The 12,820-nt window shown below is 69.9% G+C and carries 10 protein-coding genes and 1 pseudogene; 10 read left to right on the forward strand and 1 reads right to left on the reverse strand.

Annotation, left to right across the window (positions count from 1 at the left end; genetic code table 11):
- The first annotated feature begins 265 nt into the window (after positions 1 to 265).
- The 5 genes and pseudogenes from AB0L95_RS36080 to AB0L95_RS36100 all read left to right on the forward strand — a co-directional run bounded on the left by AB0L95_RS36080 (position 266) and on the right by AB0L95_RS36100 (position 4,583).
- Positions 266 to 1,351, forward strand: a complete 1,086-nt coding sequence (locus AB0L95_RS36080; RefSeq protein WP_365169551.1) for an S-(hydroxymethyl)mycothiol dehydrogenase — start codon at positions 266 to 268, stop codon at positions 1,349 to 1,351.
- Positions 1,348 to 1,487: pseudogene (locus AB0L95_RS36085) on the forward strand (MBL fold metallo-hydrolase); the annotation flags it as partial. The gene AB0L95_RS36080 and the pseudogene AB0L95_RS36085, both read left to right, overlap by 4 nt.
- A gap of 308 nt (positions 1,488 to 1,795) precedes the next feature.
- Entirely contained in the window at positions 1,796 to 2,158 is a 363-nt protein-coding gene (locus tag AB0L95_RS36090) for a bifunctional 3-phenylpropionate/cinnamic acid dioxygenase ferredoxin subunit (protein WP_365169554.1), read from the forward strand.
- Positions 2,155 to 3,318 carry an FAD-dependent oxidoreductase gene (locus tag AB0L95_RS36095; RefSeq protein WP_365169557.1) on the forward strand — a complete coding sequence of 388 codons (1,164 nt, stop codon included), beginning with the start codon at positions 2,155 to 2,157 and terminating at the stop codon, positions 3,316 to 3,318. The genes AB0L95_RS36090 and AB0L95_RS36095 overlap by 4 nt, the downstream gene beginning before the upstream one ends.
- A gap of 131 nt (positions 3,319 to 3,449) precedes the next feature.
- On the forward strand, positions 3,450 to 4,583 hold the full coding sequence (locus AB0L95_RS36100) for an aromatic ring-hydroxylating dioxygenase subunit alpha (protein WP_365169560.1): 1,134 nt from the start codon (positions 3,450 to 3,452) through the stop codon (positions 4,581 to 4,583).
- A gap of 69 nt (positions 4,584 to 4,652) precedes the next feature.
- Here the strand turns inward: AB0L95_RS36100 and AB0L95_RS36105 are convergent, their stop codons facing one another.
- Positions 4,653 to 5,450, reverse strand: a complete 798-nt coding sequence (locus AB0L95_RS36105) for an IclR family transcriptional regulator (protein WP_365169563.1) — start codon at positions 5,448 to 5,450, stop codon at positions 4,653 to 4,655.
- Between the two features lie 151 nt (positions 5,451 to 5,601).
- Here AB0L95_RS36105 and betA point away from each other — a divergent pair, with 151 nt between their 5' ends.
- The 5 genes from betA (at position 5,602) to AB0L95_RS36130 (ending at position 12,810) form a co-directional block, all read left to right on the forward strand.
- On the forward strand, positions 5,602 to 7,272 hold the full coding sequence (gene betA, locus AB0L95_RS36110; RefSeq protein ID WP_365169566.1) for a choline dehydrogenase: 1,671 nt from the start codon (positions 5,602 to 5,604) through the stop codon (positions 7,270 to 7,272).
- 3 nt (positions 7,273 to 7,275) lie between these two features.
- Positions 7,276 to 8,112, forward strand: coding sequence for a methylenetetrahydrofolate reductase (locus AB0L95_RS36115; protein WP_365169569.1), 837 nt, complete (start codon positions 7,276 to 7,278; stop codon positions 8,110 to 8,112).
- 140 nt (positions 8,113 to 8,252) lie between these two features.
- On the forward strand, positions 8,253 to 9,722 hold the full coding sequence (locus AB0L95_RS36120) for an aldehyde dehydrogenase family protein (RefSeq protein ID WP_365169572.1): 1,470 nt from the start codon (positions 8,253 to 8,255) through the stop codon (positions 9,720 to 9,722).
- A gap of 20 nt (positions 9,723 to 9,742) precedes the next feature.
- On the forward strand, positions 9,743 to 10,834 hold the full coding sequence (locus tag AB0L95_RS36125; protein WP_365169575.1) for a glycine betaine/L-proline ABC transporter ATP-binding protein: 1,092 nt from the start codon (positions 9,743 to 9,745) through the stop codon (positions 10,832 to 10,834).
- Positions 10,834 to 12,810, forward strand: coding sequence for an ABC transporter permease subunit (locus tag AB0L95_RS36130; protein WP_365169578.1), 1,977 nt, complete (start codon positions 10,834 to 10,836; stop codon positions 12,808 to 12,810). The genes AB0L95_RS36125 and AB0L95_RS36130 overlap by 1 nt, the downstream gene beginning before the upstream one ends.
- The last annotated feature ends 10 nt before the right edge of the window (positions 12,811 to 12,820 follow it).

Here is a 12,820-nt window from a genome sequence, read left to right on the forward strand (position 1 = left end):
GGCGGCCGCGCCGGAGTGCCGGCCCGGCCGCCCTCAGGTTTGTCCTGGTCGAGAACATCGCGATCCTGACCGACCGGTTCGCGGGGGCACCTCGCCGTGGTCGCCGTACCGATGTCAACTCGTAGCGCCTCGCTGTCTCTCGTCGCGCGCGACCCCCGACCGGATTCTTGACCCCTGCTGTGGCCTCCGCGATGCTGTGTTGCGATGCACGAGATGCGTACCGTATTAGGCAACGTCTCGTCCCTCTGTCAGCCGAGGAGTGACCATGTCACAGCAGGTCCGTGCTGTCGTCGCGAGGAGCAAGGGCGCCCCTGTCGGTCTGGAGACGATCGTCGTGCCCGACCCCGGCCCGGGTGAGGCGCTGGTCAAGGTCGAGGCCTGCGGCGTCTGCCACACCGATCTGCACTATCGCGAGGGCGGTATCAGCGACGACTTCCCGTTCCTGCTGGGGCACGAGGCGGCGGGGGTGGTCGAGGCGGTGGGTGACGGGGTCACCGATGTGGCACCCGGTGACTTCGTGATCCTGAACTGGCGTGCCGTGTGCGGCCAGTGCCGGGCCTGTCTGCGAGGGCGGCCCTGGTACTGCTTCAACACCCACAACGCCCGGCAGAAGATGACGTCGGCCGACGGCACGGAGCTCTCGCCCGCTCTGGGGATCGGTGCCTTCGCGGAGAAGACTCTGGTGGCGGCCGGGCAGTGCACCAAGGTGGACCGGGCCGCGTCGGCGGCGGCCGCCGGACTGCTGGGCTGCGGTGTGATGGCAGGCATCGGCGCGGCCCTCAACACCGGCAACGTCGGGCGCGGGGACACCGTAGCCGTGATCGGCTGCGGTGGCGTGGGGGACGCGGCGATCGTCGGGGCGAACCTGGCGGGTGCGGCGAAGATCATCGCCGTGGACATCGACGACCGGAAACTGGCCACGGCGAGGAGGCTGGGTGCGACGCACACGGTCAACTCCCGGCAGACCGACGCGGTCGACGCGGTGCGCGAGCTGACCGGAGGGTTCGGCGCCGATGTGGTCATCGAGGCGGTGGGCCGTCCGGAGACCTACCGGCAGGCCTTCTATGCGCGCGATCTCGCCGGGACCGTGGTGCTGGTCGGCGTACCGACCCCACAGATGCAGCTGGAGCTGCCACTGCTGGACGTCTTCGGCCGGGGCGGGGCGCTGAAGTCGTCCTGGTACGGCGACTGTCTGCCCTCGCGCGACTTCCCGATGCTCATCGACCTCTATCTGCGGGGCCGCCTCGACCTGGACGCCTTCGTCACCGAGACCATCGCCCTGGACGAGGTGGAGAAGGCCTTCGAGCGCATGCACCAAGGCGACGTTCTGCGGTCCGTGGTGGTCTTCTGACGGTCGGAGCCCGCATCGACCGCCTCGTCACATCGGGGACGTTCTCGCCGGACGGCGGCGCCTGGGACGTCGACGACCACGTGTGGCTCGTGCGAACGACGACGAGGCGGTCGTCATCGACGCCGCCCATGTCGCGCCGCACCTCTTCGCGCACTTCAGCGGCGACACGCTGACCGACCCCGGTTTCTGACCGCCCCGGCGGCGCGAGGCGGCCCTGCCCGGCGACGGGTCCCTTGGGGGCGCCGGGCAGGGTCGTCGTCGCCTCTGTGAGGCCCCGGTTCCGCCTGTTCACCTGTGCTTTCGAGGTCGCTTCGACGTGCCCGGAGAACCGCCGTCGCACCCCACGCACCCCGGCCTGTGGATGCCTTGACAAGGGTTCAGAACGGCCCGCAGACTGACGTTGCGCTAACCGCAATCCGTTTCGTTATACGCACCCGAGGTGTCATGATGATTCCCGCGTGCCGTCTTGCGGATCTGCCGCGAGGCGAGGCCCATCGGCTCGACATCGACCCGCCGGTGTCGGTGTTCCACACCGACGACGGCGAGCTCTTCGCCATCGACGACACCTGCACCCACCAGGACGCCTCGCTCGCCGACGGCTGGCTGGAGGGCTGCGAGGTCGAATGCCCCTTGCACGCCTCCAAGTTCGACCTGAGGACCGGAGCCGTGGATGCACCGCCGGCAAAGCTTCCGGTCCGCACCCACGAGGTCGTCGTCGAGGACGGCATGGTCTACGTCCGGCTGTCCGCTCAGGCGCCCAACCTGCCGCCGTGCGTCGCCGCCCGCCTGGCCGGAGGCGCGGCGTGAGGACCGTGGCCGTGGTGGGCGCCTCACTGGCCGGTCTGTCGGCCGCGCGCTCGCTGCGGCAGCGCGGCTACGACGGCCGGCTGGTCGTCATAGGCGAGGAACCCCATCGCCCGTACGACAGGCCGCCGTTGTCGAAGGAGTTCCTGGCCGGCACCATCGGCGAGGCGGAACTGGCGCTGGAGCGGGACGACGAGGACCTCCGGGCGGAGTGGGTGCTCGGTGCCCGTGCCATCGGACTCGACCGCACCGAGCGAGCGGTCCGGCTCGCCGACGGCCGGGGGATACGCGCCGACGGCGTGGTCGTCGCGACCGGAGCCGCCGCCCGCACCCTGCCCGGCACCAAGGGCCTTGCCGGGGTCCATGTGCTGCGCACCCTCGACGACGCCCGCGCTCTGCGGGAGGACCTTGCCCGGGGCGGACGGCTGGTGGTGGTCGGCGGCGGGTTCGTCGGCGCCGAGGTCGCCTCCACGGCGTACGCCCTCGGCCTCGACGTGACCGTGATCGAGGCGGCGCCGACGCCGCTGGCCGGACCGCTCGGCGAGACCATGGGCCGGGTCGTCGCCGCCCTCCACACCGACCACGGTGTACCGCTGCTGTGCGGGGTGGGGGTCAAGGGGCTGAGCGGGGAGCGCCGGGTCGATGCCGTACTGCTGGAGGACGGGCGCGGCGTTCCCGCCGACACGGTCGTCGTCGGTGTCGGTGCGCGTCCCTGCGACGAGTGGCTCCAGGGCTCCGGTATCGCGCTCGACAACGGCGTGAAGTGCGGCGCCGACGGGCGCACCAGCGTGGCCGGGGTGGTCGCCGTGGGCGACTGCGCCAACTGGTACGACCCGAGCGCCGGCACCCACCGCCGGGTCGAGCACTGGACCGGCGCGCTGGAACGCCCGGACGCCGCCGTCGCCGCGCTGCTCGCGTACGGTGCGAGGGAACCGGCCGTCCCCCGACCTCCGTACTTCTGGTCCGATCAGTACGGCGTGAAGATCCAGTTCGTGGGCTGTGCCGCCGGGGCCGACAGTGTGGCCGTCGAGGAGGGCGCGATCGACGACCGCAGCTTCCTCGCCGTCTACCGGAGGGGCGGCCGGCCGGTCGCCGTGCTCGGGATGAACCAGCCGCGGCTGTTCACCCGCCGACGCAAGCAGTTCACCGCCACGGCATCTTGACACCGTGTCGGCGGGCTCTCATGCTGCGTTGCACATGACACGGAGGGTTGCCCTATATGCAACCGCTGGGTGAAGTCGCCCTTCCCGGCACGTGACTGAACTTTCCACGGCGTTCCCCGAGGAGTGAAGCGTTGACCTCGACAAGCCTGCCGGACAGCCTGATCGCCACCCTTCCCGGCGCCGCCTACACGGACCCCGCAGTCTTCGCCCAGGAACAGGAGCGCATCTTCGAGACGATGTGGTTCTGCGTCGCCCGCGCCGCGGACCTGCCGAGGCCCGGTGCCTTCCGCACCGTCGACGTGGGGCGTGAGAGCATCCTCGTCACCCGGGCCCGGGACCACTCGATCCGCGCCTACTTCAACGTCTGCCGGCACCGCGGAGCCAAGCTCTGCACCGATGGGGCGGGTGAGGTCAAGCGCGCCTTCCAGTGCCCGTACCACGCCTGGACCTACGGCCTCGACGGCTCGCTGGTCGCGGCGCCCAACCTCACCAAGATGCCCGACGTGGGCCGCACGCGGTACGGCCTGGTGAGTGTGGCCGTCCGCGAATGGCTCGGCTATGTCTGGGTGTGCCTGGCGGAGAACCCGCCCTCCTTCGAGGAGGACGTCATCGGCGAGGTGGTCACCCGCCTCGGCGACGTGGAGTCGATCGAGCGCTATGACGTCGCCCGCCTCGCGGTGGGCGAACGGATCGTCTACGACGTCAAGGCGAACTGGAAGCTCATCGTCGAGAACTTCATGGAGTGCTACCACTGCGCCACGATCCATCCCGAACTCACCGAGGTGCTGCCCGAGTTCGCCGACGGTTACGCCGCCCAGTACTACGTGGGCCACGGCGCCGAGTTCGGCGAGGACGTCCAGGGCTTCACCGTCGACGGCTCCGAGGGACTGGACCGCATCCCGGGGGTGTCCGAGGAACAGGACCGCCGGTACTACGCGATCACCGTCAAGCCGCAGGTGTTCATCAACCTCGTGCCCGACCATGTGATCTTCCATCGGATGTACCCGGTCGCCGTCGACCGCACGGTCGTCGAGTGCGACTGGCTCTATCTCCCACACGTCGTGGAGAGCGGCAAGGACGTCAGCCGGTCCGTGGAACTCTTCGACCGGGTCAACCGCCAGGACTTCGACGCCTGCGAGCGCACCCAGCCGGGGATGAGCTCACGCCTGTACGCCAAGGGCGGCGTGCTCGTGCCCAGTGAGCACCACATCAGCGCCTTCCATGACTGGGTTCAGGAGCGTCTCGGTACCCGTCACCCCGAGTGAAGGGGGCCGGGTGCCCGTGGCCCGCGGGGAGGGCGCACGCGGGCCGTGCCGCCGTCGTACTGTGTGCGGTCAGCCCAGGTGACCCATGCGACGACTGATCTCCTGCGCGCCCTTGACCAGCACCGGAGCCAGCTCGTGCATGCGCTCCTCGGTGAACCGGTACGCAGGCCCGGAGGCGCTGATCGACGCGATGACCTCGCCTTCCCGGTCGCGGATCGGTGCGGCCATGGCGTGCAGCCCGATCTCCAGCTCCTCCAGCGTCCAGGCGTAACCGCGCTCGCGGGCCTCGGCGAGGTTCTTCTCCAGCTTCGCCTTCGAGGAGATCGTGTGCGGGGTCAGCTTCTTCAGGCCGGCCTCCGTCAGCAGCGCGGTGCGGTCCTTGGCCGGCAGATGGGCCAGCATGATCTTGCCGCTGGAGGTGGCGTGCAGGGGTGTCAGCTGGCCGACCCAGTTGTGCGCGGTGACCGCGGCCTGACCGCGCACCTGGTAGAGGTTGATCGCATAGTGCTCCTGCATCACGGCGATGTTGACCGTCTCACCGATGCTCTCGGCCAGGCGCTCGCACACCGGCCGGCTCTGCTGGGTGATGTCGATGCGTCCCGTGACAGCGCCCGCCAGACGGACGATGCCGAAGCCGAGGCTGTACTTGCCCCGTTCGCCCGACTGCTCGACAAGACCTCGCGACTCCAGGGCGCCGAGCAGTCGGAACGCGGTCGACTTGTGCACATCGATCTCGGCGGCCACCTCGCTCACGCCCGCCTCGCCGCGCTGGGCGAGGATCTCCAGGACGCTGATGGCCCGGTCCACGGACTGCACCCCGCCGGACGGCGACCCACTGGTTTCGGTATCCGGACTGTAGTTGCTCATAACGGAACTATACGCGCAGTAAACAACGCTCTAGCAAGCAACGCGGCGTGAACAAAGGGCGTTCAAGTTGCGTGGTTCGCAACCTAGAGCGTATTGCGATACCCGTACTAACATGCCCCGCATATCGACGGCGCGAGCGAGACGAGGCACCATGGCTCTCCTGCACTACGACTTCGTCATCGTCGGCGGTGGATCAGCCGGCAGCGCACTGGCGAACCGACTCTCGGCCGACCCCGCGAACCGGGTGCTCGTACTGGAGGCGGGCCGCCCCGACTACCCGTGGGACGTGTTCATCCACATGCCCGCAGCGCTGACCTACCCCATCGGCAGCCGCTTCTACGACTGGAAGTACGAGTCCGAGCCCGAGCCCCATATGGGCGGCCGGCGCATCTACCACGCCCGCGGCAAGGTGCTCGGCGGCTCCAGCAGCATCAACGGCATGATCTTCCAGCGCGGCAACCCCCTGGACTACGAGCGCTGGGCGGACGGGCCCGGGATGGAGACCTGGGACTACGCCCACTGTCTGCCGTACTTCCGCCGGATGGAGAACTGTCTGGCGGCCGACCCGGACGACGAGTTCCGCGGCCATGACGGTCCTCTCGTCCTGGAACGCGGTCCGGCCGCCAACCCGCTCTTCACCGCCTTCCTCAAGGCCACCCAGCAGGCGGGCTACGCGCCCACGGACGACGTCAACGGCTACCGGCAGGAGGGTTTCGCCAAGTTCGACCGCAACGTCCACCGCGGTCGCCGTCTGTCGGCCTCGAAGGCGTATCTCCGGCCCGCGATGAAGCGGCCGAACCTCACCGTGAAGACGCGTGCCCTCGTCACCCGGGTCCTCTTCGAGGGCACGCGCGCCGTCGGCGTCGAGTACCAGCAGGGTCGCCGTGCGCCGCAACAGGTCCGGGCCCGTGAGGTCATCCTGTGCGGCGGCGCCGTCAACACCCCGCAGCTGCTGCAGCTCTCCGGCGTCGGCAACGCCGCCGAGCTGTCCGCCCTCGGCATCGACGTCGTCCACGACCTGCCGGGCGTCGGCGAGAACCTGCAGGACCACCTGGAGGTGTACGTCCAGTACGCCTGCAGACAACCCGTCTCCGTGCAGCCGTACATGGCGAAGTGGCGCGCCCCCTTCATCGGGCTGCAATGGCTGTTCCGCAAGGGCCCCGCTGCCACCAACCACTTCGAGGCGGGCGGCTTCGCCCGCAGCAACGAGGACGTGGACTATCCCAACTTGATGTTCCACTTCCTGCCGGTCGCCGTCCGCTACGACGGCTCCTCGCCGGCCGGCGGTCACGGCTACCAGGTGCATGTGGGGCCCATGTATTCGGACGCCATCGGATCGGTGAAGATCAAGAGCAAGGACCCGCGCGAACGCCCCGCGCTGCGCTTCAACTACCTCTCCACGGAGCAGGACCGCCGTGAGTGGGTCGAGGCGATCCGCGTCGCACGCAGGATTCTCGACCAGCCCGCCCTTGCCCCCTACAACGGCGGCGAGACCTCGCCCGGCCCCTCGGTCGAGTCCGACGAGGAGATCCTCTCCTGGGTCGCCGAGGAGGGCGAGACGGCCCTGCACCCCTCGTGCACCTGCAAGATGGGCACCGACGAGATGTCCGTCGTGGATCCGCTGAACATGAGAGTGCACGGACTGGACGGGCTGCGCGTGGTGGACGCGTCGGTGATGCCGTACGTCACCAACGGCAACATCTACGCTCCGGTGATGATGATCGCCGAGAAGGCGGCCGACCTCATCCTCGGCAAGGAGCCGCTGCCGCCCTCCAAGGCCGTGTACTACCGTCATCGCGACGCCCGGAAACAGGCCGGGTGAGCGGTGGGTGCCGAGGTCCTGCGGGCGCTGCTCGCTCGCGTCCGCTACGAGGTGCTGCCGACGAGGGCGACGGAGGAGAAGGTCCTCGCCCATGTGCCGCGCGACGTCGTGGTCACCGTCACCGCGTCGCCGGTCAAAGGCCTGGAGCCGACCCTCGGCCTCACCGAGCGGCTCGCGGCACACGGTTACCGCGTCGTCCCTCATGTCCCCGCGCGGCTGCTGCGGGACGACGCGCACCTGAAGGACGTCGCGGAGCGGCTGCGCGCGGCAGGGGTCGACGACGTCTTCGTCCCGGCGGGTGACGCCGACCCGCCGGCCGGGCCGTACGACGGAGCGCTGCCGGTGCTGCGCCGACTGAGCGACCTGGGCGGGCCCTTCGCGGACATCGGCATCACCGGCTATCCGGAAAGCCATCCGCTCATCCACGACGACGTCATCGTCCAGTCGATGGGGGACAAGCAGGCGCACGCCACCTACATCGTCAGCAACCTGTGCTTCGACACGCGCGTGCTGGCCGACTGGATCGCCCGGATCCGGCGCCGCGGCGTGACACTGCCCCTGTACCTGGGCGTCGCCGGGCCCGTCGAGCGGGCGAAACTGCTGTCCATGGCGACGAAGATCGGAGTCGGGGAGTCGGCCCGCTTTCTCACCCGGCACGCGTCCTGGTTCCTGCGGTTCGCGGCACCTGGCGGATACGCCCCGGAGAGGCTGCTCGCGCGCGGCGCGGAGCGGTTCACCGAGCCGTCGGCGGGAGTGGCCGGCCTGCACCTGTTCACCTTCAACCAGATCGCTGAGACGGAGCGTTGGCGCCGCGCCCTGCTGGACCGGCTGGGCGGCTGAGACGCGTGCGCGAGCGTCGCTCCGACTACGGGATCGGGACCCGCCGCCCTCTTGACGGGTGTCCTTCCCTTCGGACAGGGTGTTCCACCACAAACAATGCAGTGCACAATGCGCAACGACTTCGTTCGAAGGGCGCGGCCGTGGCAGATCTGTATGTGGACGGAGAGTGGCGCGCTCCGGTGGCGGGCGGCCATCGGGAGATCCGCTGTCCGGCGGACGGCACACTGGTCGCGACGGTCTCCGAGGCGACCCGCCCCGACACCGAGGCGGCGATCGCTGCGGCCCGGCGTGCCTTCGACGACGGCCCCTGGCCCCACACCCCCGAGCGTGTACGCGGCGCACTGCTGCTGCGCACCGCCGACATCCTGGAACGCGACGCCAAGGACTTCGCCCGCGCGGAGTCGCTCGACACCGGAAAGCGTCTGGTGGAGAGCGAGTACGACATCGCCGACGTCGTCTCCTGCTTCCGCTACTACGGCGGTGTCGCCGGCACCAGCGCCGGCCGGGTGGTCGACACCGGCCGCGACGACGCGCTCAGCCGGGTCGCCTACGAGCCCGTCGGTGTCTGCGGACTGATCACTCCCTGGAACTACCCGCTGCTGCAGGCCTCGTGGAAGGTCGCCCCGGCCCTGCTCGCGGGGAACACCGTGGTCCTCAAGCCCAGCGAGCTGACTCCCTCCACCTCGATCCTGCTGATGAAGGCCCTTGAGGAGGCGGGCCTCCCGGCCGGCGCCGCCCAACTCGTCCTGGGCGCCGGAGCCGAGGTGGGCGCGCCGTTGGCCGAGGACCCGGCCGTCGACATGGTGTCGTTCACCGGAGGCGTCGAGACCGGGCGGCGCATCATGGCCGCCGCCGCCGCGACGGTGAAGAAGGTCGCGCTGGAACTCGGCGGCAAGAACCCGAACGTCGTCTTCGCCGACGCCGACTTCGAGACCGCCGTCGACTTGGCCCTCACCGCCGTCTTCCTGCACTCCGGACAGGTGTGCTCGGCCGGCGCCCGCCTGATCGTCGAGGACTCGCTGCACGACGCCTTCGTCGACGAACTCGTGCGCCGCGCACGGCTCATCCGCCTGGGCGGCCCCTTCGACCCGGAGGCCGAGACCGGTGCGCTGATCTCCGCACAGCACCGGGAGAAGGTCGAGGAGTACGTCGCCGCCGGCCTCGCCGAGGGCGCCGTACTGCGCTGCGGCGGCGCGCGCCCCGACGATCCCGCGCTGGGAGGCGGCTTCTACTACCCGCCCACCGTCCTCGACGAGTGCCGACAGGACATGCGCGTCGTGCACGAGGAGTCCTTCGGCCCCGTGCTCACCGTCGAGCGCTTCCGTGACGAGGACGACGCGGTCCGCATCGCCAACGACACGCAGTACGGCCTCGCCGGAGCCGTCTGGACGCAGGACGCGGGCAAGGCCCAGCGGGTGGCGCGCAGGCTGCGCCACGGCACCGTGTGGATCAACGACTACCACCCCTACGTGCCGCAGGCGGAATGGGGTGGCTTCGGACACTCCGGCGTGGGCCGTGAGCTGGGGCCGACCGGCCTTGACGAGTACCGGGAGCCCAAACACGTCTGGCAGAACATCCAACCCCGGCCGCAGCACTGGTTCCGCGGCTGAACGCCGAAAAGAGGCTGATCATGACCCCAGCCCAGACCGAGGTGTCGCAGCGGCGCGACACGTCCCAGGACCCCCCGGAGCGCACCCCGGTCATCTCCGTACGCCGGCTGTGGAAGGTGTTCGGACCGAAGGCCGACGAGGTGCCGGGATCCGAGGAGCTGTGCGGCCTCACCCGCCGCGAGCTCATGGACCGCACCGGATGTACCGCTGCCGTACGGGACGTGAGCTTCGAGGTGTCGCCCGGCGAGGTCTTCGTCGTCATGGGCCTGTCCGGCTCCGGCAAGTCCACCTTGGTGCGATGTCTGACCCGGCTGATCGAACCGACCGCCGGGGAGGTCGTCTTCGAGGGTGAGGACATCCGGGACGCCGACGCCAGGCGGCTGCGCGAACTGCGGCGCAGCAAGTTCTCCATGGTCTTCCAGCACTTCGGTCTGCTGCCGCACCGCAGGGTCGTCGACAATGTGGCGTTCGGCCTGGAGATCCGGGGCATGGGCAAGGCCGAGCGCACCAGGCGCGCACTGGAGACCGTCGAACTGGTGGGCCTCGCCGGATACGAGAACTCCTACCCCGACCAGCTCTCCGGCGGTATGCAGCAGCGCGTCGGTCTCGCCCGCGCTCTCGCCGGCGACCCCGACGTCCTCTTCTTCGACGAGCCGTTCTCGGCGCTCGACCCGCTGATCCGCCGCGACATGCAGAGCGAGGTCATCCGGCTGCACCGCGAGGTCGGCAAGACCATGGTGTTCATCACCCACGACCTCTCCGAGGCGCTCAAGCTGGGCGACCGCATCCTGATCATGCGTGACGGCAGGACGGTCCAGTGCGGCACCGGCGACGAACTGGTCGGCGCCCCCGCCGACGACTACGTACGGGACTTCGTCAGGGACGTGCCGCGCGGCGACGTCCTCACCCTGCGCTGGATCATGCGCCCCGCCGGACCCGAAGACGCCCTCGACGGGCCCGAGTTGGGGCCCGACATCGTGGTGCGCGAGGCCACCCGGGCGGTGCTCGCAGCGGAGAAGCCGGTCAAGGTCGTCGAGGACGGCAAGCTGCTCGGCATCGTCGGCGACGAGGAGATCCTCTCCGTCGTCGCCGGACAGGAAGGCGGTGCGTGATGGCCGTCGCCGCCGACGCGACCGCGCCGGTCGCGACCCCGCGCCGGAAGATGAGCCGCCGTACGGCGGTGGCGGCGATCCTGATCGCCTGGCTGGTGCTCTTCGCGGTGCTGCGCGGCCGGCAGACGCTGACCCTCGCGGCGGCCGACCTCACCGGTCTGCACCGTTGGCTGAACGACGTCAACGACAGCATCGGGGCCAACCGCAACTCCAACCCGCTCTTCCTGTACTTCTTCAACGAGATCCGCCTGGCCATCGACAACCTGGTGACCTTCGTCCAGTCCCTGATCTCCCAGCCCACCGGCAACCGCCCGGTCCCGCAGATCGGGTGGCTCGGCGTCGTCGGACTCGCCGGCTATGTCTCCTGGGCCCTGGGCAACTGGCGGGTCGCTCTGCTGGCCGCGGCGGGCTTCACCTTCTTCGGGCTGCAGGGGTTGTGGCAGGAGAGCATGGACACGCTGGCGCTGACCCTGTCGGCGGTCCTCGTGGCCCTGCTCATCGGCATCCCGCTCGGTCTGTGGGCAGGGCTCTCCGACCGGTTCAACCGGATCATGACGCCCTTCCTGGACTTCATGCAGACGATGCCGACCTTCGTCTATCTCGCCCCGCTGACCCTGATCTTCCTCATCGGCGGGGCCTCCGCCGTGATCACCACGGTCATCTACGCGGCTCCGCCCGCCATCCGTATCACCGCGCATGCCATCCGTTCCGTGCCCGAGACCACCGTCGAGGCGGCGGACTCGCTCGGTACGACACGGTCGCAGCAACTGCTGAAGGTGCTGCTGCCGATGTCCAGGCGCACGGTGGTCATGGGCGTCAACCAGACCATTATGGCCGCTCTCGCCATGGTGACCATCGCCGCCCTGATCGACGCCCCCGGCCTCGGCAAGACCGTCGTCCAGGCCCTGCAGTCGCTCGACGTCGGCACCGCGTTCAACGCGGGCCTCGCCATCGTCGTCATGGCCATCGTGCTCGACCGGGTCACCACGGCGGCGGCCGTGCGCACCGAGGCGGCCCGCCGCACGGGCGGCACCCTCCCCAGATGGCGCCGGCCGCTGCTGGCGGCGGGCGGGATCGCGGTCGTGGTCCTGGTGCTTCTGTCCCACACCTACGTCTGGGCGGCCGAGTTCCCCGGCAACGGCAGCACCGGCACTCATATCGCGAGCGCGGTCGATGCGGCGACCACCTGGCTGCAGGACCATCTCTCGGGCCTGACCAACGCCCTTCGCGACGCCCTCACGGGCGGCCTGCTCGACCCGTTCCAGACGCTGCTCACCGATTCCCCGTGGTGGCTGGTCGGCGTCACCCTGGTCGCACTCGGCGCGGTGCTCGGCGGATGGCGCGCCGGGGTGACGGCCGCCGTGTGTGTCGGGCTGCTGGTCGGCACGGGCCTGTGGTCGGACAGCATGACCACGCTCGCCTCGACCGCCGTGGCCACGGTGCTGGTGATGCTGCTCGGCGCCGGGTTCGGTGTGTGGATGGGGCGCAGCCCGCTCGTGGACCGGCTGGTGCGCCCCACTCTGGACGCCGCACAGGTCATGCCGCCGTTCGTCTATCTCGTGCCGTTCCTGGCACTCTTCGGCGCCACCCGGTTCACCGCGATCGTCGCGGCCGTCGTCTACGCGGCGCCCGTCGCGATCAAGATCATCGCGGACGGTGTGCGGAACGTGCCGGAGTCCACCGTGGAGGCGGCCACCTCGGCAGGGTGCAACACCTGGCAGATCATCACCAAGGTCCAACTGCCCATGGCGCGAGGAGCCCTGACACTCGCGACCAACCAGGGTCTGATCTACGTGCTGTCGATGGTTGTGGTGGGCGGCCTGGTAGGGGCCGGCGCCCTCGGCTACGACGTCGTGGCCGGGTTCTCGCAGGGAGAGCTGTACGGCAAGGGGCTGGCGGCGGGACTCGCCATCGTACTGCTCGGAGTCATGTTCGACCGGATCACTCAGGCTGCGGCACGACGCACCAGGGCATAAGGAGCACGAC

This window comes from Streptomyces sp. NPDC052036 (genome assembly GCF_040680495.1).
Classification (GTDB): Bacteria; Actinomycetota; Actinomycetes; order Streptomycetales; family Streptomycetaceae; genus Streptomyces.